This is a genomic window from Amycolatopsis sp. NPDC049688 (assembly GCF_040674975.1).
GTDB lineage: Bacteria > Actinomycetota > Actinomycetes > Mycobacteriales > Pseudonocardiaceae > Amycolatopsis.
Genome location: NZ_JBFANY010000019.1, coordinates 111699 through 130105 on the forward strand (window position 1 = coordinate 111699; position 18407 = coordinate 130105).

Genomic DNA, 18407 nt, shown 5'->3' on the forward strand with positions numbered 1-18407 from the left:
CTACACGAGTCAGACGGAGGTCAATGTTGTGTAGAAAGTTGATCTCGCGTGGTCACCCGGTTGAGCGTGGCCCAGGCCCAGGTGAGGAACGCCCACAGGGCCAGCCCGGCCACGGCGTCGGTGAAGATCGTGGCGAACCAGAACGCCGGAATCTGCGGGACGCCGGCCAGGAAATGACCCAGCGTCACGATTCCGGTCAGGGAGTAGACCAGCAGGAACACGAGCGCCCTCGGGTACCGGCCTTGCGCATACGCGCGGTAGCCGAGCCAGCCGGCCGTCGTGAGCAGCACCCAGACGACAGCGACCGCGATGCCCGCCGCGGTCGCCGGGACGCCCGGCAGCTGCGGGTAGTCCGTGACGCGGATGGCGTTGTGCGCGTAGTGCAGTGTCGTGCTGAGCAGCGAAAAGCCGAGGATCACCCGCAGTACCGGCAGTCCCTTGTCCATCATCGCCCCCGATTTGATAGATCGCTCTAGCGACGGTAGCGCCCCGGTGTCGTGAGTGGCAAGGCGCGTTCCCACGCGCCTTGCCACTCACGACCCGGGTCAGACGAGGTCGATGCGGTGCTGGACCACCGGGTAGCCCGCCTTCGCGAACGCCTTCGCCATCGGGACGTTGCCGACGTCGGTGCCCGCGACGATCCGGTCCGAGCCGTACCCGGCGAGGTCGTGCGTGGCCTCGACCAGCAGGTCGTAGGCGTAGCCGTGGCCTCGGTGCTCCGGCACCACGGCGACGTAGCCGATCACCGGGTCGTAGACGTTGCGGCTCGGCAGGGTCAGGCCGACCAGCTCGCCTTCGGGCGTGTACGCCAGCCGCCACCACTCTCGCGGCCCCGGCATCCACTTCATGATGTCGAGGTCCTCCTGCGCGGCCGCGTCGATGCCGTGCTCCTCGACGGTTTTCCGCACGTGCGCGTCGAGGCTGCCGACGTGCACCCGTTTGAAGACGTCGAGGATGACGTCGTCGTCCGGCTCCGGCCGGAAGTCGAGCCGGCCGGGCTTCTCCGGCAGGCCGTTCTCCGGCGTCCAGCGGAAGCGGTAGCGCTCGACGAGCTTGCGGTAGCCCGCCTTCTCCGCCGCCTCGACCCGGCCGTTGACTTCGGCCGCGACCTGCGGATCGTCCTGCCACGCCGGGGGCGTGTGCAGCGCGTACTCCCCCTTCAGGGGCGCCTTCTTCAACAGGTCGACCGCCGCGTCGAGGTCGGTGAAGTCGAACCAGTCCAGGGCGATCGGTTCCTCGTCGCCGGCCTTGGCCCACCAGGCCGCGCGGGCCACGACGACGTCGTCGCGCAGCGCCACCCAGGTCCATTCGGGCCGGTATTCGCCCTTGGCCGCCATTTCGGCGAAGTCGTCGCCCAGCAGCTTGCGGCCGACGAGACCGCGGTCGGGCAGGGAGGTGAACAGTGCTTCTTCGCCCGCTTCGAGCGGGCGCACGACCAGTTCGGTCATGGAAATCCTTCCGGGAGTACGCGCTCCCGGTCAGACAGCCGGCACCCTCGCTGCGGGGTGGGAGCGCGTGATCGGTTGCGTGATCATCGGTCCCACCTCCTTTCGCCTGCTCGAGGGTGCGTGCGTGACCCTACGGCGTCCCGGCGGCGGTGATCAACGGATTTTCTGCAGCACCACCCGCGTGCTCAGCCGCGGTTCGGCGTAGGAGTGCGACGCTTCCAGGACGTACTCGCCGGCGATGTGCCGCCAGCCGTCACGCCAGGCTTCGGCCGACCTCGGCGCGATGGCGATGTCGGTCTCGACGGCCTGGCCGGGCCCGGCTTCGACGCTCGCGAACCCGGCCAGCCAGCGGTGCGGCCGGTCGCCGCGTTCGGTCGGGGCCAGGTAGAGCTGGACGACTTCGCGGCCCTTTCGCGTTCCCGTGTTGCGTACGCGGACCCGGACGCGCGCGCCGCCTTCGTCGTCCGGGTAGGCGTCGAGTTCTTCGTACACCCAGGTCGTGTAACCCTGGCCGTGGCCGAACCAGTACGCGGGTTGCGTCTCGGCGCGGGACCAGGCGCTGTAGCCGATGTACACGCCTTCGCCGTACTCGAGCACGCCGTCCTCAGGCGTCACGTTCTTCACCGGGGCGTCTTCGAGCTTCGCCGGCCAGGTCGTCGGCAGGCGGCCGCCGGGTTCTTCCCGGCCGAAGAGGACGTCGGCGAGCGCGTCGCCACCGGCCTGGCCGGGGAACCAGGTGAGCAGCACGGCGGCGACCTCGTCCCGCCACGGCATCTCCACCGGGGAACCGGCGTTGACGACCACGACGGTGTTCGAGTTGGCCCGGGCGACCCGCGTGACGAGCTCGTCCTGCCGGCCGGGCAGGGCGAGCGACGTCCGGTCGAAGCCTTCGCTCTCGACCTCGGCGGTGGTGCCGACCACGACCACCGCGACCTCAGACTTCGCCGCCAGGGCAACGGCTTCCTCGATCGCGGCGTCCGGATCGGGCACCGGGCCGCGGTGGCCGAGGGCGAAGGTGACCCAGGCGAAGGTGCCGCGGGCGAACTCGGCCATCTCGGACGGGATCCAGTACGTCAGGCTGACGTCCACCGGCTCGCCCGCGGTCAGCTCGATCTCCCGCCGCTGCTCGTGGACCTGCATGATGGACGTGAAGATGTCTCCGCCCTCGGGCAGGTTCACGCCGTCGAAGAGGGTCTGGCCGCCGACGGTGAGGCGGAGGTCGCCGGGGCCGGTGAGGCCGAAGGTGTGCGTCCCGCCGCGGTCCGGGAGGAACGTGCCGGCGATCTCGACCGAGGCGAGGGTGCCGATGTCGAGCCCGGCCGGCAGTTCGCCGATCCAGTCGATCCTGGCTTTGCGCAGGGGGAACTCCGCGAGTTCGGTGCCGTCCGCGGCCCGGGCGGTCGCGCGGATCCGGAAATTGTCGGTGGCCGCCGGTAACGTCGTGCGCGGATCGGCACCGGGGCGGTAACCGAGCTCGGTGCCAGGGGGAACGGCCGCTTCGAGGCCGTCGAGAGGGGAGACGACGTGGTCGGGGAACACGGTGGCGCTGCCACCGCCGAGGATCTTCGGGTCCGCGGCGAGCGCGCCGATGAGCGCGATGCTTTCCGGCTCCCGCAGGGGAAGCACGCCGGTTTCGTTGCGGAGCAGCACGAACGACCGGTGCGCGATCTCGCGCGCGACCCTGTCACCGTCCAAACCGGACTGTGCGGGCGCCGGGCCGTCGCCGAGCGCGCCGGTCCGGTGGGCGAGCAGGAGCACGCGGCGCGCCATGGCGTCGACGACGGCTTCGTCGACTTCGCCGCCGCGGACGGCTTCGGCGAGCCGTTCGCCGAACACCGTGCGCGGGCCGGGCATGGCGACGTCGAGGCCGCCGTTGGCGGAGGCGACGGTGTCGCGCGCGGCCAGCCAGTCGGAGACGACGAAACCGTCGAAGCCCCATTCGTCGCGGAGCACGCCATTGAGCAGCTCGGCGTGCTGGGTCATGGTGACGCCGTTGACGCTGTTGTAGGCGGCCATGATCCCCCACGGCTTCGCGCGCCGGACGATGATTTCGAAGGGTGCGAGGTAGAGCTCGCGCAGCGCGCGCTCGCCGACGTGCACGTCGGCGGTGAAGCGTTCGGTCTCGAAGTCGTTGGCGACGAAGTGCTTGACCGCGACGGCGACCCCGCCGTCCTGCACGCCGGTGACGTAGCCGGCGCCGATCATCCCGGTGAGGAGCGGATCTTCGGAGTAGCACTCGAAGTGCCGGCCGCCCAGCGGCGACCGGTGGAGGTTGACGGTGGGCGCCAGCAGCACGTGCACGCCCTTGCGCCGGGCCTCCTGCGCGAGCAGGCGGCCGGCCTCGACCGCCAGGCGCGGGTCCCAGCTCGCGGCGAGCGCGGTCGGGCTGGGCAGGGTCACCGAGGGGTCGTCCGGGCTCCACCGCGTCCCGCGGACGCCGACCGGGCCGTCGGAGAGGACCAGGGAGGCGAGGCCGATCCGGGGCAGCGCGGGCAGGGACCAGACGTCCTGACCGGCGAGCAGGCTCGCCTTGGTGTCCAGGTCGAGCTGGGCCAGCAGCGCGTCGACGTCGAAGCTCATGCGCACCCTCCGCGGTCCGTCCTGCCGCCACCCTACCTGGCGGTGGGTAGTGAACGTTATGGTTCCGTGACGGCTTGTCCCGTAGGCTCGGGATCATGACCCGGGCCAGGGGCGCCGACCGCCGAGCCAGCATCGTCCGAGCGGCGTTCGAGGTGATCGCCGAGCGCGGCTACCGCGGCACCTCGCTGGCCGCGGTCGCCGAGCGCGTGGGGCTGACCCAGCAGGGGCTGATGCACTACTTCCCGACCAAGGAGGACCTGCTCACGGCGGTGCTGGAGACCCGGGACGAGTGGGATCTGCTGCACTTCGGCCACGCACCCCCGGGCGACCCGTCGGCGATGACGGTGAACCAGCTGGCGGACCTGGTCGACTACAACGCGACGCGGCCGGGCATCGTCCAGACGTACACGGTGCTGTCGGCGGACAGCGTCACCGAGGACCACCCCGCCCGCGAGTACTTCCACGACCGCTACGCCCGGGTCCGCGCGGGCATGACGCAGATGCTGGAACGCCACCGCGACGAGCTCCCGCCGGGCACGACCCCGGAACAGCTGGCCCCCATCGCGATCGCCGTCCTGGACGGCCTGCAGCTGCAGTGGCTCCTCGACCCGGCGGAGGTCGACATGTCCACCGGGTTCCGCACGTTCCTGACGCTGCTCGGGATCAAGCCGGACTGACGTCAGCCCATCCCCACGCTCTGCCGCTCGACCTCGATCAGCGCGACGACCCGCGGCTGCTCCCGCGAGTACGGACCGCCGATGTACTTCGTCGCGATCCGGTCGACGATCTCCCAGGCGGCGTCGCCCTCGAGCCACTCGGCCACCCGGCCGCGGATGATCACCGGCTCGAACGGGTTGTCCAGCGGGGTCAGGGAAAGCGCGACGCGCGGGTCGCGCCGCAGGTTGCGGGCCTTGCGCGAGTCCGGGCCGGTCAGGATGGCGATCCGGTCGCCTTCCGGGTCGACCCAGACCGGGACCGAGTGGGGCGCGCCGTCGGGCAGCACGGTGGCCAGGTGACCGAGCGCGGTGGTGGCGAGGATGCGGCGGACGTCGGCTTCGAGCATGGTCATCTCCAGGTTTCGTGGTGGTTCAGGCAACTGCGTAGTGGAGGTGGGTGACGCCGGGCGCGGGCACGGCCTCGATCAGGTTCAGCCGCACGTGCGACGGCAGTTCCCGGAAGAACGGCCGGCCGCCGCCGAGCAGGACCGACACCTGGTGGAGGACGATTTCGTCGACCAGCCCTGCCTCGAGCGCCGAAGCCAGGACGCCGCCACCCATGAGCCCGACGTCCTTGCCGCCGGCCGCCTCGCGGGCCGCGGCGATCGCGTCCCCGATGTCGCCCACGAGGGTCTGCCGCTCGGTCAGCTGCGGCGCCGGCCGGTGGCTGAGCAGGAACAGCGGGGCGCCCGGGTGCGGGCTGCCGCCGCCGAAGTGTTCCGAATCCTCGTAGGTGTTGCGGCCGGCGACGACCGCGCCGACCCGCCCGGCGAAGGCGTCGAAAACGCGGGCGCTCGGCTCGCTGAGGGTGAAGAAGTCGAACACGCGGCTCCGGGTGTCCCCGTCGGTGTACCAGTCGAAGAGCGTCCCGCCGTCGCCGAGCCCACGCCCCGGACCGGCGCCGCGGCCGGTGATGTACCCGTCGACCGACACGGCGTGGGAGCTGAAGACCTTGGCCATCGCGGCTTTCCCTTCTGGGTTCCTTCAGGAGACTCCAGAACCGTAGCAGCTTGAGTTCCTTGAGGGAACCCCAAGTGCTAAACTGGTGGTCATGCAGCGCACGAACTTCAGCGAACTGGCCGCGTGCTCGATCGCGCGCACGCTCGACGTGATCGGCGAACCGTGGTCACCGCTGATCCTGCGGGACGTGTGGGCCGGGATCAGCCGCTTCGAGCAGCTCCAGGCCGACCTCGGCATCTCCCGCAAGGTGCTCACCGAGCGGCTCAACCACCTGGTCGAGGAGGGGGTCCTCGAGCGCCACCCGTACGACCGCCGCCCGCGTTACGAGTACGTCCTGACGGAGAAGGGCACCGAACTGGTCGACATGCTGATGGCCATGACCCGCTGGGGCGACAAGTGGCTGGCGGGCCAGGCGGGCCCCCCGGTGCTCTACCGCCACCACGCGTGCGGCGAGATCAGCAGCGTGGACCTCCGCTGCGCTCATTGCGGCGAACCGATGCACGCCAACGACGTCGACCTGCTCGAGGGCCCCGGCGCAACGCGCTGACCCCGGCGGCCGGGCCAGTACGGCCGGCGGATCGTCGCCCCTCGCCACAATGGCGCCCGGGCGAGCATGGCCGCATGACGCCACCCCTCGCCCCCCAGCGACCGCTGCACCACCTCGCCGCAGCCACCCGGCCGCCACCGTCGCCGCTCACAGCAACCGCTGCTGTGCCACCACTTCCCGCAACCGCTGCAGCGTCCGCAGCGTCGTCTCCAAATCCTCCGGCGGCACCTCGGCCGCCACCTCCTCGGCCCACTCGACCTGCGCCTCCCCCAGCGTCCGCATCGCCGCGCGCGCTCGCCGCGTCAACGACAACACCGGCGCCCGCGCGTCGGCCGGGTTCGGCAGCCTGTCGAGCATTCCATTGCGCAGCAAGCGGTTCACCGTTTCCTGCACGCTCTGCCGACGCAGTCCTCGGCGGCGCGCCACCTCCGCCGCGGTCGCCGGGCCGTCCTCGAGAAACCCGAGCACCTGCCACTGCGCCGCGGTCAGCCCGACCGGCGCGGTCAGCGCGTCACCCGCGGCCAGAAACCCGCCGTTGCACGCGAAGACCGCGTCGATCACGCGGGTGAAAGTCTCGGCTCGAGGCGACCGCATGCGTGCTAGTCTCGCACATCGACAGGTACCTGTCGAAACGGAGACACCATGGACATGCCCCGCCTCGGTCCCGCGCACGACGCGCTGAAAGCGTTCGTCGGCGACTGGACCGGCACCGAGGAGCTCGCCGCCTCGCCGTGGGCGCCGGCCTCGACCGCGCACGCGGACTGCGAATACCGCCTGGCGCTCCACGGTTTCGCGGTGATCCAGCACTACCGGCAGCGCCGCGAAGACGGCTCGGAGTTCCTCGGCCACAACGTCTTCACCGCCGATCCCAGCACCGGCGAGACGCTCTGGTACGGCTTCGACAGCTACGGCTTCCCGCCCGAGTCGCCCGCCCGCGGCACCTGGACCGGCGCCACGCTGACCCTCGAAAAGAGGACCGCGCGCGGGATCGCGCGGCACCGGCTCACCCCCGGCGGCCGGACCTTGACGCACGAAATCGACATCCGGATGGGTGAAAACCCCGGGTACAGCCCGTTTTTGCGCGCCAGGTACACCCGCAAGGAGCAGTAGCGGGCCCGAAACTGTCGGACCCCCGGAGTACAGATGGTGGCGTGACCGAAACCACCACCACGGATCCGCCCCCGCTGATCGGGGTCGAGAACGTGAAGATGCCCGAGTGGGCCCGCGTCGACGAACGCGTGGCCGCTGCGGGCTTCGGCCAGGCCGTGCGGGCGCTGCCCACCGCCGTCTCGGTCGTGCTGCGCCTGGCGTGGCGGACGTCGCCACGGCTGACGCTGCTGGCCGCCGTCGTGCACGTCGTTTCGGGCTGTGTCACGGCGTTCGGGCTGCTCGCCACCGCGAACGTTTTCACCGCCCTGCTCGAACAGGGCCCGACACCGGAACGCGTGCTGCAGTCGCTGCCGGCGATCGCGGTCGTCACCGGGTCGTACGCGGCGCGCGCGTTGCTGGACGCGGCCGTCTCCGCCGTCGAGGGAGCGTTGCGGCCGCAGGTCACCGCGGCGGCGGACGACGCGGTGACGGCCGCGGTCGTGCGCGTCGGGCTGATCGCGTTCGAGGACGCGGACTTCCGGGAGCTGGCGCGGCAAGGCGCGCGGTTCGGTGTGCGCGCCATCGAAACGAGCCTGCGCCGGCTGGCCGACCTGACGTCGTCGACGATCTCGCTCGTGGCGGCGATGATCACGGCCGGGCTGCTGAACCCGTGGCTCGCGCCCGTGTTGCTGCTCGCCGCGGCGGCCGACGGCTGGGCCGCCGCGCGGGTGGCGAAGCTGAACTACCGGCACTACCTCGACACCGTCGGGCGCAACATCCGCAAGTCGGTCGTCGAAGAGGTCGCCACCTGGCGCTCGATGGCCCTCGAACGGCACGCCCTGACGCTGCAGGAGCCGCTGCTCGGCGAGTACCGGCGCATCTCGCGCAGCCTCACGCGCGAGGAGATCCGGCTGGCGCACCGGAGCAACCTGGTGCGCACCACCGGGCGGGCGGCGGCCGGCTTGGGCACGGCCGTCGCGTACCTGGTGCTCGGCTGGCTGCTCTACACCGGCGGGATGGAGCTGGCGCTGGCGGGCACGGCGGTGCTGGCCATGCGCACGGCGTCGACGGCGCTGTCCAGCACCATGCGCGCGGTCAACTCGCTGTACGAAGACTCGTTCTACATCGGGTTCTACAACCAGCTGCTCGTGGAGTCGGAGAAGCGGCAGCCGCCGCCGACGTCGGTCACCGCGCCGGCCGACCCGGGCGAGATCCGGCTGGACGGCGTCACGTTCACCTACCCCGGCGGGAAGACGCCGGCCCTGCGGGACGTGTCGGTGACGATCCGGCGCGGCGAGGTCGTCGCGCTGGTCGGTGAGAACGGCTCGGGCAAGACCACCCTCGGCAAGCTCCTCACCGGGCTCTACCCGCCGGACGAGGGCACGGTCCACTGGGACGACGTCGACCTGGCGCGGGCCGACCCGGCCTCGGTGCACGCGAACATCGCGGTGATCGCGCAGGAACCGGCGGAGTGGCCGATGACAGCGGCGAACAACATCACGGTCGGGCGGCTCGGCCGCGCCGACCCCGATCGGGCGGCGTGGCAGGAAGCCGTCGGCTACTCGGGTGCGGACGAGGTGATCTCGGCCCTGCCCGGCAAGGAGCACACCGTCCTGTCGAAGAAGTTCGACGAGGGCCACGACCTGTCCGGCGGCCAGTGGCAGCGCATGGGCATCGCCCGCGGCATCTACCGCGACGCGGCGGTCCTGGTCGCCGACGAGCCGACGGCGGCGCTCGACGCCCGCGCCGAAGCCCGGGTGTTCGCCGGACTGCAGCACGCAAGCCGATCGGGCCGCGGCCGCCGCACGACGGTGCTGGTGACGCACCGGCTGGCCAACATCCGGTCGGCCGACCGCATCCTGGTCCTGGAGAAGCGAAGGTTGATCGAAGAAGGCACCCACGACGAGCTGATCCGCGCCGGCGGCACGTACCACGAGCTGTACGAGATCCAGGCCCGCGCCTACCGAACCGAGCCACCGTGACCGCCACCCCGACGGTCGCCTCCCGCACCCCAACGGTCGGCCCGTGTACCCAGACGGTCGGCCCGCGTACCCGAGCAGTCGGCCCGCGTACCCAGACGGTCGGCTTACGCATCCCGGCGGTCGGCCCGCGCACCCCAACCGTCGGCCCGCGCATCCAGGCGGTCGGCTCGTCGACCGACCCTCCAGGTACGCGACCGACCCTCCGGGTACGCGAGTTCGCCGGTCCGGTACCCGTCACTCGCGTGATTGGGCGGGCATCTCGCGTGATTGGCGGGGCATCGCCGTCAGGTGGCGAGGGTCAGGGAGCCCAGGTGGGAGAAGTGGGCCGCGACGCGGGAGCCGCGGCGGAGCGGGACCGCGTCCGTCATGCCGCCGGTCAGGACCAGCCAGCCCGGCTCCAGAGCCAGGCCGCGCGCCGCCAGGGTGTTCGCCGCCAGGGCCAACGCCTCCGCCGGGTGGCCCTGGACGGCCGCGCCCGTTGCCGTGTCGACGATCTGGCCGTCGACCTCCAGCAGGGTCGCCTCCAGAGACAGGTCCAGCGAAGCGGGCGGCAGACCCACCGGGCCGACGCTGAAGTACGCCGACGAGCCGTTGTCCGCGACGGCGTCCGGAAGCGTGAAGCGGTAGTCCTCGTACCGGCTGTCGATGACCTCGATGCCGCCGTACACGCGGTCGACCGCGGCCAGGGCCGTCGCCGCGGTCACGCCGGGGCCCGCCAGCCTGCGGCCCAGGACGAACACCAGTTCCGGCTCCGCGCGCGGGTGGATCAGGGACGGCACCGGCACGCCCGCCGGCAGCACCATCGCGTCCGTCAGCCACGCCAGCAGCGGCGAATCGATCCCCATCCGCTGCTGCTTGGCCCGCGACGTCAGCCCCAGCTTCACCCCGACGAGCGTCTCGCCGCGCGCCCGGCGCTGGCGCAACGCCTCGTCCTGGATCGCGTACGCCGTCTCGAGGTCCAGGTCCGGCCACTCGGCCGAGAGCGGCGCGCGCTCCGAGACCGTCCCCAGCAAAGAAGCAGCCGCTTCTCGCACGTTCATGCGTCCTCCGACGAAGAAGCAGGGGCGAAGACCGCCGTGACACTGCCGATCCCGGCGATGGTGGTGACGATCGTGTCGCCGGGGGACACCGGGATCGCCCGGGTCATCGAGCCCGGCAGCACGACGTGGCCCGGCTCCAGGGTCACCCCCAGCGGCCCCACCGTGTTCGCCAGCCACACCAGCGAGTTCAACGGCGACCCGAGCACCGCGCCGCCCGCGCCCGTCGCCGCCACCGAGCCGTTCTGGTACAGCACGCAGCCGGCCAGCCGCAGATCCACCGAACCCAGCGAAGCCGGGCTGCTGCCCAGCACCACCCCGCCGGACGACGCGTTGTCGGCGATCGTGTCGAACAGCGAAATCTTCCAGTCCTGGATGCGGGAGTCGACGATCTCCAGCGACGGCAGCACGAAATCGACCGCCCGGACCGCGTCGGCGACCGTGACACCCGGGCCGCGCAGGGCCGAGCCGAGCACGAACGCGATCTCCGGCTCGATCCGCGGCTGCAGGAACGCCGACGTCGGGATCGGCTGATGCTCCAGGTGGAACATGCTGCCGGTGAGGTGCCCGTAGTCGGGCTGGTCGACGCCCATCTGCCGCTGCATCGCCGCCGACGCGAGGCCGACCTTGTGCCCGCGGACGGCGTCGCCGCCCTCGACCCAGCGCCGCACCTGCTCCTGCTGGATCCGGTAGGCGTCCTCGACGCCCGCGTCGGGATACGTCTTGATCAGCGGCTCGATCGGCTCGCGCGAGGCGTAGGCCCCCGCCAGAGCCGACGCGGCCTCCTGCACCTTGCTGACATCCACCTCGGAAACTCTGCCGTGCCCACCCCCCCGCACACAAGCGAGGATGTTCCACCCAGCGGAACTCTCGACAGGCAACCTCTTGCGCGCGAGATAAAACGGGCGTAGCGTCGAGGGCACCACCAGGAAGGGACGTGAGGGACATGGCACCGACCCAGGCCGAGGCCACCAAGCTCGCCGAGATCCGCGACGCACTGCGCGAGCGCCACCTGCGCCCGGCCGCCGAACGCCCGGCGACGAACGGGCGCGGCATCCACCACACCGCGCTGATCTCCAGCGACGTCGAGCGGACCATCGAGTTCTACCAGGACATCCTCGGCTTCCCGCTCACCGAGCTGATCGAGAACCGCGACTACCCCGGCTCCAGCCACTTCTTCTTCGACGTCGGCAACGGCAACGCGGTCGCCTTCTTCGACCTGCCCGGCCTGGACCTCGGCCCGTACGCGGAAGTCCTCGGTGGACTGCACCACCTGGCCCTGTCCGTCACGCCCGAACGGTGGAGCGCGATCAAGGACAAGCTCGACGAGGCCGGCGTGCAGTACCTGCTGGAGAGCAAGACTTCCATCTACCTGTCCGATCCGGACGGTGCCCGCGTCGAGCTGATCTCCGACCCGCTGGGCGAGATGTACGGCGAGAAGATCGGCTGAAAGCGTGGTCCGGGCGTCGCGCGCCAACTAACCTGTGCGCGACGTCTGGAGGTGCGATGTCCGATTGGTCGCTCTCGCGCGCGAAGGCGCGGCTCGATCACCGCGAGGTGCTCGACGAACTCACCGCCCGTACCCGGTTCGAGGTGCGGCTGCACCTGAACGAGCCGGCGACGAACGGCGTCTACGACGAGCTGACGAGCATCTTCGCGATCGGGCACGGCGAGTGCGCGGCCCTCCTCAAGCACCACCGGCTGCTGCCGTGGTGGGAGCGTGCGCTGCTGTTCCGCTATGCGCGGCGCATGCACGGCAAGGCGATCACGCGCAGTGTCGGCGTGGTCCCCGCCGAAATCGCCCCGCAGGCGGCGCGCGCGTTCGGCGCCGAGATCGCGGAGCTGGCCCCCGGCTCCGGGGACACCGGCGCGAAGTACGACCTGCAGGGCCGCGGCCTGCTGACCGTGTTCCGGATCGCGATCGGCGCCAAGGGCGCGATCTGGCCCGACCGCCACGAGGTCGCCACGACGTCCGCCCGGAACATCCTGACCTGCGCCGCCACCTTCGCCCGCCGGAAGCCGTGGCATGTGATCTGGCCCGTCTACCGGGTGCGCGGCCTGCGGCTCTGGAAGCTTTGACCCCGGCAAAGCGTTCCACCGGTATGAACGCAGAGGAGATCCTCGCCGGCGCGAAGACCATCGCCGTCGTCGGCCTGAGCCGCGATCCGGCCAAGGCCGCGCACGGCGTCCCGGCGGTCCTGCAGGCGCACGGCTTCCGGATCATCCCGGTGCACCCGACGGCCACCGAGCTGCTCGGCGAGAAGGTGTACCGGTCGTTGAAGGACATTCCCGAGCCGGTGGACCTGGTGGACGTCTTCCGGCCGTCGCCCGAAGCGCCGGGTATCGCGCGGGACGCCGTCGAGATCGGCGCCAAGGCGCTGTGGCTGCAGCAGGGCATCGTGTCCGCCGAAGCGCGGCGCATCGCCGAAGAAGGCGGCCTCGCCTACGTCGAAAACCGGTGCACCGCGGTGGTCCGCGCGACCGCCGGGATCTCCCGGAGCTAGCCGGACGCTCCGAAGTGGACGATGCGGTGGTTGCCCGGCTCGGTGACCCAGACGCCGCCGAGCCCGTCGTCGGCCACGTCCCTCGGTGAGCTGATGGGCTCGGCGGTGCCGGGCAGCGCGGCGCCCGTGCGGGTGTCGAACCGGGCCACGCGCCCGGTGTCGTCGACCAGCAGCCGCCCGGCGGGGTCGAGCGCGACGGCGCGGGGCCGGACCAGGCCACCGAACTCGCGCGTGAAGCCGCCCCACCACGAGAACTGCACCACGCGGCGGTTGCCGGTGTCGGCGACGTAGACGTTGCCCGCCGCGTCGACGGCGACCGCTTCCGGCGCCTTGAGCCGCCCGGCCAGGACGCGCGCGAGCGCGCCATCGCGGGTGAACGCCTGGACGCGGTCGTTGCCGGTGTCGGCCACCCACACGCGGCCGCGGGTGTCGACGGCGATCCCGGACGGCACGCGGAACTGCCCGGGCCCGGCGCCGGGCCCGCCGAAGGCCCGCGGGAGCGCCGCGACTTCACTGCTGGTCACGGCACCAGGATCACCGGCGGCGAGCCACGGCAGCCAGGGCCGGGACGAGTGTTCAGCGACTGTTCCGCCCGCGCTCACCAGCTCCACCGGGAGCACGTCCGCCGGTCGAGGAAGCTGTACGCGGGCAGCGGCCCGAGCCAGTCCGCCTGGACGCCGTGGTCGCGGGCCAGCCCGGCGACCGCGTCCCGGACGACGAGCAGGTCGCCCAGCCCGACCAGGAACGCCCACCGCTCGTCGGCGCTCTCGCCGGCGGGCAGCGCCACGGAGTCCTGGGCGCGTTCGGCGACCTGGGCGAGCAGGACGTCCGAGCGGGCCGCCCGCCACGCCGACCCGGGTTCGGTGAACCGCAGGCAGACGTGCACCTCGGCCAGGCCGTCGAGCCGGTCGAGGTCGGCGCGGTAGGTGCCGGCGGCCGGGGCGAGCACCTCGGTGCGGACGGTGTCCTCGTCCTCGGCCACCGTGCCGAACCGGACCGGCAGCACCGGGCCGCCCTCGACGAGCGCGGACACCACCGCCAGGTGCGCCGCCGGATCGGGCTCGGGATCGCCCACGACCATCGCCAGGTCCTCCCAGCACACCGTCCGCGGCGCCCGCGGGTGCCCGGCCCGGACGACGCCGTAGAGCTGCAGCGTCACGGCTGTTCGACGGGAACAGCGGGCTCCACCGGGACGGCGACGGCCGGGGTCGGCGGCGGGGGCGGGATCAGCCCGACGGTCTGCTCCAGCCCGATGGACACCTGCCCGGGGTTGGGCTGCTGCGCCTGCGCGGTCACCCGCTGCATCGCTTCGAGGTAGCGGATGTAGGTGTCGACGCTGGCGATCACGACCCTGGCTTCGATCGACAGCAGTTCGATCCCGATCAGGGACACCTTCACCGTGGCGTCGATGACCAGGCCCTTGTCCAGCAGGATGTTGAGGGTGTCGGCGAGTCCGCCACCGGTCTGTCCCGGTCTGGTCACTTCGCTCCTTCGGTCGCGGGGATGTCGTCGAGGGCGGCGCGGATCTCGGCGAACCGGAGCTCCAGCGCGATGAGGGCCTGGCCGAGTGCTTCGACCTGGTCCGGGGTGAGGGTGCCGGCGTCGAGCCGCCGCAACGCCTGGCGTTCCAGCACTTCCTTGAGGATGTCGAGCACGGTGACGACGAGGTGCCCGAGCCCCCGGCCGGCGTCGGCGGCGATCCGTTCGGTCATCCGGGCGTTCCTTCGAGCCCGAGCAGCAGCAACCGCAGGTCGAGCCGCACGAGATCGATGCCGGCGAGCGAGATGACGACGTCGCCGGTGACGACGGCCCCGCGGTGCACGACCCGGTCGAGCAGGTCGACGATGGCTTCGGCCGCGTTGGTGCCGGACGGGGTGAAGACCTCGGCGAGCAGGTCGCGATCCGGCACCCCGGCGGCCTCGGTGTCAGGCATCGGCGGCCGCGCCGAGTTTGACGTCGGTGAACGAATACGGCGGCCACGGCCCCGACGTCTCCACCGTCGCCCCCGCCGCACGCAGCTCGCGGGCGAACCACTCGACCTCCGCGTGGAACTCCGCCTCGCGGCTCGTCTCCACCAGGTACGCGGTGTTCACCAGCACGCCGTGGGGCCTGGCCCGCTCCACGCTGTCCGCCGCCTGCTTGCGCAACGCCTCCTCGAGCCGGTCCGCCGCGCCGGTCACGTCCTCGCGGGCCCGCTGGATCGCCTTCAGCCGCTCGCGGCGCCGGACCAGGTACTGCGTGCCCGTCAGGCCCGCCGCGTCCGGACGGGTGGTCGCGGCCGGCTCCACGTGCCGGATCCGGATGCCCCACTCGCGGTGGCCCGCCACCTCCTCGAGGCAGTCGCGGGCCTGGTCGTACCCCGCCGCCAGCAGCCGGCGGGCCGCGTCCTCGCCGTCGAGGACGGTGCCGAACCGCAGCGGCAGCACCGGCTCGCTGCGGAACACCGCGCGCACCACCGCGTCGTGCTCGCGGGCGAGCTCGGCGAGCGTGCCGTCGACCGGGTCGAGCGTGTCGATGCGGTCGAAGCGGGCCGGCGCCACCTCGGAGACCACCACGCCGAGGTCGCGGTAGCCGATGAGCCGCGGCGCCGGGCCCACGTCCCACGTGGACGGCCGGTTGCGGGTGATCGCGTACGCGCAGAGCCAGTTTCCGGTGCTCACCGGGGTTCTTCCCTCCCGCCCGGCACGGGCAGCCGGGCCTCCAATTCGGCGACGCGGGCCGCCAGTTCACGGCGTTCGGCATTCGGTGCGAAGAACGGGTCGTTCGTCCACCAGTCCATGCCCATTTCACGGGCGGTCTGCGCGGAGGCGATGAACAGGCGGATCCGCAGGGTCAGCAATTCGACGTCGACCACGCTGACGCCGATGTCACCGGCTATCACGACACCCTTGTCGAGCACGCGTTCCAGAATGTCTGCCAACGAATCGGACGAAGCGGCCAATCTGTCGACCTTCCTTTCAGGAATCAGTGGTGCCCCGCGTAAACCGCCGCAGCCGCTCGCACGCGGCAAGCTCGCCGTCCGCGTCGATGTCCACCCGGTAGGTGGCCATCACGCTGGTGGAGTCCGGGATCCGGGCCAGCTCGACGACGTCGAGGAGCACGGACCAGGCCCCGTTGCCGCGGCTGCGGATCCCGGTGACGGCATGCGGGGTCTGGCCCGTGACCACGCCGAACTGGGCCGTCGCCGCCTGGATGGCGTCGGCGGCGCGAAGCCGGGAAACGGATTTCCCGGCGGGTTCTGGCGTATTGTTGTCGAGGGCAGGGAAAGGTGGTGGCGATTCCGTCATCGCTTTCCTCGTCGCGGGTGGATGGCCCACCGTAGCAACCGGGAGGATCATGTGCACGGCGGTCGCGGCACGGTATTTTTCACCGGTTCGCGCGCCCGATTGGGCAATCCGCGGCAACCCGGGGCGACAAACGGCTCAACGCCGGGACACCCAGCGGCACCAATTTCCGGTAAACGGCCTTCACGTCACGATCGGGTAACGTCCACGAGCCGGTACCCGACACCGCGGACCGTCTCGATGGTGTGCGTGCCGAACGGCGCGTCGATCTTGCGGCGCAGGTACCCGATGTACACCTCGACGACGTTCTCGTCGCCGTCGTAGTGGGCGTCCCAGACGTGGCCGAGGATCTCGTTCTTCGACAACGCCGTCCCGGTGCGCCGCAGCAGGAACTCCAGCAACCCGAACTCCCGCGCGGTGAGCTCGATCCGTGTCTGTCCCCTGTGGACGGTCCGGGCGGAGGGGTCGAGCCGCAGGTCGCCCGCCTCCAGCACGGCCGGGCGGGCCGGCGCGCCGCGGCGCAGCAACGCCCGCAGCCGGGCGATGAGCACGACGAACGAGAACGGCTTGGAGAGGTAGTCGTCGGCGCCGAGGTCGAAGGCGTCGGCTTCGTCGTACTCGCCGTCCTTCGCCGTCAGCATCAGCACCGGCGTCCAGTTCTCGGCCGCCCGCAGGCGTTTGAGCACCTCGTAACCGGACAGCTCGGGCAGCATGATGTCGAGCACGATGACGTCGTACTCGTGCTCGGTCGCCCGCCAGAGGCCCTCGCGACCGGTGTGCGCGACGTCGGCGGTGAAGCCCTCGGCGACCAGCCCCCGCCGGAGCGTCTCCGCGAACTCGCGCTCGTCTTCCACGATCAGCAGGCGCACTACTCCTCCTTCGGCAGTTCGATCACCGGCAGCTCGATCACGAACCGCGCCCCCGGCTCGTCCGACGCGGCGTAGCACGCCCGGCCGCCGTGGCGCGCCGCGATGCCGGCCACGATCGGCAGGCCCAGCCCGGTTCCGCCGTGCCCGCGCTGCCGCGACGCGTCGAGCCGGACGAACCGCTCGAAGATCCGCTCCCGGTCGGCGGGCCCGACGCCGGGGCCGTCGTCGCTCACCTCGACGACGGCGACGTCGCCGCGCACCGCGCTGCTGACGCGGATGCGCGAGCGCGCGTGCCCGCGCGCGTTGTCGACCAGGTTGCGCACCGCCCGCCGCAGCTGGGCCTCGCTGCCGTGCACCTTCGCCGGCCCGGCCCGGACTTCGACCTCCAGCGCGCTCTCACCGCGGAGCCGCTCGGCCTCGGCGCGGACGATGTCGTCGAGGTCGACCTCGGTGCGCTGCGGCCGGTCGGTCGTGTCGTCGGTGCGGGCCAGCATCAGCAGGTCGTCGACGAGCTCGCGCAGCCGCGCGGTCTCCCGGCCGATCACCGGCACCAGGTCGCCGGTGCTTTCCGGGTGCCGCCCGGAGACGTCGAGCGCGGTGCTGATCGTCGACAGCGGCGAACGCAGCTCGTGGCTGGCGTCCGCGACGAACCGGCGTTGCGCGGCCTGCGCGGACGCCAGCCGCGCGAGCATCTCGTTGAGCGTCACGGCCAGGCGGTGCACCTCGTCGCCGCCCGGTGGCAGCGGCACGCGCGCGGCGAGGTCGCGGGTGGAGATCTCCGCGACCGTCCGGCGCATCCGCTCGACCGGCCGCAGCGCCGAGCCGACCGCGCGGTACACCGCGAACCCGGCGATCGCCAGCAGCGGCACGGCGATCAGCCCGAGCAGCAGCGTCAGCCGCGTCGACGCCTCCGTCACCGGTTCCAGGGAGCGCGCGGAGATGACGGTGAACGGCCCGCCCGGCCCGTTCACCTCCTGCGACACCACGCGGTAGTCGTCGCTGTCGCCGTTCAGCCCCAGCGGGAGGGTCTCGATGACCTCCTGCCCGACCGCCGGCCGGGCCGTGGTCAGCGGCGGGTGCCCGACGATCGCCGGGTCGCTCGCGATCGGCGTGCCCCGCGCGTCCAGCACCTGCGTGACGGCCTCGGTGTCACCGGTGCTGGCGACGTCGCTGGCGCTCAGGTCACGCGCGCCTTCGCGGACGAGCTGGATGGCGACCTGCCGCCCGGTGCTGCGGGCACTCTCGGTGACACTGCGGTCGAGCGATTCCTCGAGCAGGATCACCACGACCACGCCCGCGGTGGCGACGGCCAGCGCGAGCGCGAACACCGCCACCGCGGTGGTGCGCATCCGGACGCCGGTCGCGGCGATCACCCTGCCGAACTTCACCAA

General features: G+C 71.9%; 25 protein-coding genes. 7 read left to right on the forward strand and 18 right to left on the reverse strand.

Annotated elements, in window-relative coordinates:
* Positions 1 to 20: 20 nt before the first annotated feature.
* The 3 genes from AB0J55_RS39405 to AB0J55_RS39415 form a co-directional block, all read right to left on the reverse strand.
* Complete coding sequence (locus AB0J55_RS39405; protein WP_364261181.1) at positions 21 to 446, reverse strand: hypothetical protein; 426 nt, start codon at positions 444 to 446, stop codon at positions 21 to 23.
* Positions 447 to 545: 99 nt separating this feature from the next.
* Positions 546 to 1448, reverse strand: a complete 903-nt coding sequence (locus AB0J55_RS39410; RefSeq protein ID WP_364260970.1) for a GNAT family N-acetyltransferase — start codon at positions 1446 to 1448, stop codon at positions 546 to 548.
* 153 nt (positions 1449 to 1601) lie between these two features.
* Positions 1602 to 4028 (reverse strand): glycoside hydrolase family 3 C-terminal domain-containing protein, encoded by a 2427-nt coding sequence (locus AB0J55_RS39415; RefSeq protein WP_364260973.1) that lies wholly within the window; start codon positions 4026 to 4028, stop codon positions 1602 to 1604.
* Positions 4029 to 4123: 95 nt separating this feature from the next.
* On the opposite strand from AB0J55_RS39415, the gene AB0J55_RS39420 reads away from it, so the two are divergent.
* Entirely contained in the window at positions 4124 to 4705 is a 582-nt protein-coding gene (locus tag AB0J55_RS39420; protein WP_364260976.1) for a TetR/AcrR family transcriptional regulator, read from the forward strand.
* Between the two features lie 2 nt (positions 4706 to 4707).
* On the opposite strand, the gene AB0J55_RS39425 is transcribed toward AB0J55_RS39420, so the two are convergent.
* Both AB0J55_RS39425 and AB0J55_RS39430 read right to left on the reverse strand, forming a co-directional pair.
* Complete coding sequence (locus AB0J55_RS39425) at positions 4708 to 5091, reverse strand: PPOX class F420-dependent oxidoreductase (RefSeq protein ID WP_364261184.1); 384 nt, start codon at positions 5089 to 5091, stop codon at positions 4708 to 4710.
* A 25-nt stretch (positions 5092 to 5116) separates the two neighbouring features.
* On the reverse strand, positions 5117 to 5704 hold the full coding sequence (locus AB0J55_RS39430) for a dihydrofolate reductase family protein (RefSeq protein WP_364260979.1): 588 nt from the start codon (positions 5702 to 5704) through the stop codon (positions 5117 to 5119).
* A gap of 91 nt (positions 5705 to 5795) precedes the next feature.
* Between AB0J55_RS39430 and AB0J55_RS39435 the strand changes: the two genes are divergently transcribed.
* A complete protein-coding gene (locus AB0J55_RS39435) occupies positions 5796 to 6251 on the forward strand; it encodes a helix-turn-helix domain-containing protein (protein WP_364260982.1) in 456 nt (151 codons plus the stop codon).
* 147 nt (positions 6252 to 6398) lie between these two features.
* On the opposite strand, the gene AB0J55_RS39440 is transcribed toward AB0J55_RS39435, so the two are convergent.
* Complete coding sequence (locus tag AB0J55_RS39440) at positions 6399 to 6845, reverse strand: MarR family winged helix-turn-helix transcriptional regulator (RefSeq protein WP_364260985.1); 447 nt, start codon at positions 6843 to 6845, stop codon at positions 6399 to 6401.
* Between the two features lie 48 nt (positions 6846 to 6893).
* Between AB0J55_RS39440 and AB0J55_RS39445 the strand changes: the two genes are divergently transcribed.
* Together AB0J55_RS39445 and AB0J55_RS39450 are read left to right on the forward strand one after the other, a co-directional pair.
* A complete protein-coding gene (locus AB0J55_RS39445; RefSeq protein ID WP_364260988.1) occupies positions 6894 to 7361 on the forward strand; it encodes a DUF1579 family protein in 468 nt (155 codons plus the stop codon).
* 98 nt (positions 7362 to 7459) lie between these two features.
* On the forward strand, positions 7460 to 9322 hold the full coding sequence (locus tag AB0J55_RS39450) for an ABC transporter ATP-binding protein (RefSeq protein ID WP_364261187.1): 1863 nt from the start codon (positions 7460 to 7462) through the stop codon (positions 9320 to 9322).
* A gap of 284 nt (positions 9323 to 9606) precedes the next feature.
* Here the strand turns inward: AB0J55_RS39450 and AB0J55_RS39455 are convergent, their stop codons facing one another.
* Together AB0J55_RS39455 and AB0J55_RS39460 are read right to left on the reverse strand one after the other, a co-directional pair.
* Positions 9607 to 10362: a fumarylacetoacetate hydrolase family protein gene (locus AB0J55_RS39455; RefSeq protein ID WP_364260991.1), complete on the reverse strand. Its 756-nt coding sequence runs from the start codon at positions 10360 to 10362 to the stop codon at positions 9607 to 9609.
* Positions 10359 to 11165 (reverse strand): 2-keto-4-pentenoate hydratase, encoded by an 807-nt coding sequence (locus AB0J55_RS39460; protein ID WP_364260994.1) that lies wholly within the window; start codon positions 11163 to 11165, stop codon positions 10359 to 10361. Before AB0J55_RS39460 ends, AB0J55_RS39455 begins: the two co-directional genes overlap by 4 nt.
* 140 nt (positions 11166 to 11305) lie before the next feature.
* Here AB0J55_RS39460 and AB0J55_RS39465 point away from each other — a divergent pair, with 140 nt between their 5' ends.
* The 3 genes from AB0J55_RS39465 to AB0J55_RS39475 are packed head-to-tail and all read left to right on the forward strand — an operon-like array spanning position 11306 to position 12863.
* Complete coding sequence (locus tag AB0J55_RS39465) at positions 11306 to 11809, forward strand: VOC family protein (RefSeq protein WP_364260997.1); 504 nt, start codon at positions 11306 to 11308, stop codon at positions 11807 to 11809.
* Between the two features lie 56 nt (positions 11810 to 11865).
* Positions 11866 to 12438, forward strand: coding sequence for a hypothetical protein (locus AB0J55_RS39470; protein ID WP_364261000.1), 573 nt, complete (start codon positions 11866 to 11868; stop codon positions 12436 to 12438).
* Between the two features lie 23 nt (positions 12439 to 12461).
* Entirely contained in the window at positions 12462 to 12863 is a 402-nt protein-coding gene (locus AB0J55_RS39475; RefSeq protein WP_364261003.1) for a CoA-binding protein, read from the forward strand.
* Here AB0J55_RS39475 and AB0J55_RS39480 read toward each other — a convergent pair.
* The 10 genes from AB0J55_RS39480 to AB0J55_RS39525 all read right to left on the reverse strand — a co-directional run bounded on the left by AB0J55_RS39480 (position 12860) and on the right by AB0J55_RS39525 (position 18404).
* Entirely contained in the window at positions 12860 to 13387 is a 528-nt protein-coding gene (locus tag AB0J55_RS39480) for an NHL repeat-containing protein (protein ID WP_364261006.1), read from the reverse strand. The two genes, AB0J55_RS39475 and AB0J55_RS39480, sit on opposite strands and share 4 nt — an antisense overlap.
* Before the next feature lie 74 nt (positions 13388 to 13461).
* Positions 13462 to 14022 (reverse strand): GvpL/GvpF family gas vesicle protein, encoded by a 561-nt coding sequence (locus AB0J55_RS39485; RefSeq protein ID WP_364261009.1) that lies wholly within the window; start codon positions 14020 to 14022, stop codon positions 13462 to 13464.
* Complete coding sequence (gene gvpJ, locus AB0J55_RS39490) at positions 14019 to 14345, reverse strand: gas vesicle protein GvpJ (RefSeq protein WP_364261012.1); 327 nt, start codon at positions 14343 to 14345, stop codon at positions 14019 to 14021. The genes AB0J55_RS39485 and gvpJ (AB0J55_RS39490) overlap by 4 nt, the downstream gene beginning before the upstream one ends.
* Positions 14342 to 14575 carry a gas vesicle protein K gene (locus AB0J55_RS39495; RefSeq protein ID WP_364261015.1) on the reverse strand — a complete coding sequence of 78 codons (234 nt, stop codon included), beginning with the start codon at positions 14573 to 14575 and terminating at the stop codon, positions 14342 to 14344. Before AB0J55_RS39495 ends, gvpJ (AB0J55_RS39490) begins: the two co-directional genes overlap by 4 nt.
* On the reverse strand, positions 14572 to 14796 hold the full coding sequence (gene gvpJ, locus AB0J55_RS39500; RefSeq protein ID WP_364261018.1) for a gas vesicle protein GvpJ: 225 nt from the start codon (positions 14794 to 14796) through the stop codon (positions 14572 to 14574). The genes AB0J55_RS39495 and gvpJ (AB0J55_RS39500) overlap by 4 nt, the downstream gene beginning before the upstream one ends.
* Positions 14789 to 15523, reverse strand: coding sequence for a GvpL/GvpF family gas vesicle protein (locus AB0J55_RS39505; protein ID WP_364261021.1), 735 nt, complete (start codon positions 15521 to 15523; stop codon positions 14789 to 14791). Before AB0J55_RS39505 ends, gvpJ (AB0J55_RS39500) begins: the two co-directional genes overlap by 8 nt.
* Positions 15520 to 15804: a gas vesicle protein gene (locus tag AB0J55_RS39510; RefSeq protein WP_364261024.1), complete on the reverse strand. Its 285-nt coding sequence runs from the start codon at positions 15802 to 15804 to the stop codon at positions 15520 to 15522. The genes AB0J55_RS39505 and AB0J55_RS39510 overlap by 4 nt, the downstream gene beginning before the upstream one ends.
* A 16-nt stretch (positions 15805 to 15820) precedes the next feature.
* A complete protein-coding gene (gene gvpO / locus AB0J55_RS39515; RefSeq protein WP_364261026.1) occupies positions 15821 to 16150 on the reverse strand; it encodes a gas vesicle protein GvpO in 330 nt (109 codons plus the stop codon).
* A gap of 185 nt (positions 16151 to 16335) precedes the next feature.
* The gene (locus AB0J55_RS39520; RefSeq protein ID WP_364261029.1) at positions 16336 to 17016 is read right to left on the reverse strand and encodes a response regulator transcription factor; all 681 of its coding nucleotides are present in this window, start codon (positions 17014 to 17016) and stop codon (positions 16336 to 16338) included.
* The gene (locus AB0J55_RS39525; RefSeq protein WP_364261032.1) at positions 17016 to 18404 is read right to left on the reverse strand and encodes an ATP-binding protein; all 1389 of its coding nucleotides are present in this window, start codon (positions 18402 to 18404) and stop codon (positions 17016 to 17018) included. Before AB0J55_RS39525 ends, AB0J55_RS39520 begins: the two co-directional genes overlap by 1 nt.
* Between the last annotated feature and the right edge of the window lie 3 nt (positions 18405 to 18407).

Bases quoted from the DNA above. Each gene is read 5' to 3' on its own strand.
- AB0J55_RS39405 (WP_364261181.1), bottom strand. From the start codon at position 446: ATGGACAAGGGACTGCCGGTACTGCGGGTGATCCTCGGCTTTTCGCTG.
- AB0J55_RS39410 (WP_364260970.1), bottom strand. From the start codon at position 1,448: ATGACCGAACTGGTCGTGCGCCCGCTCGAAGCGGGCGAAGAAGCACTG.
- AB0J55_RS39415 (WP_364260973.1), bottom strand. From the start codon at position 4,028: ATGAGCTTCGACGTCGACGCGCTGCTGGCCCAGCTCGACCTGGACACC.
- AB0J55_RS39420 (WP_364260976.1), top strand. From the start codon at position 4,124: ATGACCCGGGCCAGGGGCGCCGACCGCCGAGCCAGCATCGTCCGAGCG.
- AB0J55_RS39425 (WP_364261184.1), bottom strand. From the start codon at position 5,091: ATGCTCGAAGCCGACGTCCGCCGCATCCTCGCCACCACCGCGCTCGGT.
- AB0J55_RS39430 (WP_364260979.1), bottom strand. From the start codon at position 5,704: ATGGCCAAGGTCTTCAGCTCCCACGCCGTGTCGGTCGACGGGTACATC.
- AB0J55_RS39435 (WP_364260982.1), top strand. From the start codon at position 5,796: ATGCAGCGCACGAACTTCAGCGAACTGGCCGCGTGCTCGATCGCGCGC.
- AB0J55_RS39440 (WP_364260985.1), bottom strand. From the start codon at position 6,845: ATGCGGTCGCCTCGAGCCGAGACTTTCACCCGCGTGATCGACGCGGTC.
- AB0J55_RS39445 (WP_364260988.1), top strand. From the start codon at position 6,894: ATGGACATGCCCCGCCTCGGTCCCGCGCACGACGCGCTGAAAGCGTTC.
- AB0J55_RS39450 (WP_364261187.1), top strand. From the start codon at position 7,460: ATGCCCGAGTGGGCCCGCGTCGACGAACGCGTGGCCGCTGCGGGCTTC.
- AB0J55_RS39455 (WP_364260991.1), bottom strand. From the start codon at position 10,362: ATGAACGTGCGAGAAGCGGCTGCTTCTTTGCTGGGGACGGTCTCGGAG.
- AB0J55_RS39465 (WP_364260997.1), top strand. From the start codon at position 11,306: ATGGCACCGACCCAGGCCGAGGCCACCAAGCTCGCCGAGATCCGCGAC.
- AB0J55_RS39470 (WP_364261000.1), top strand. From the start codon at position 11,866: ATGTCCGATTGGTCGCTCTCGCGCGCGAAGGCGCGGCTCGATCACCGC.
- AB0J55_RS39475 (WP_364261003.1), top strand. From the start codon at position 12,462: ATGAACGCAGAGGAGATCCTCGCCGGCGCGAAGACCATCGCCGTCGTC.
- AB0J55_RS39495 (WP_364261015.1), bottom strand. From the start codon at position 14,575: ATGACCGAACGGATCGCCGCCGACGCCGGCCGGGGGCTCGGGCACCTC.
- gvpJ (WP_364261018.1), bottom strand. From the start codon at position 14,796: ATGCCTGACACCGAGGCCGCCGGGGTGCCGGATCGCGACCTGCTCGCC.
- gvpO (WP_364261026.1), bottom strand. From the start codon at position 16,150: ATGACGGAATCGCCACCACCTTTCCCTGCCCTCGACAACAATACGCCA.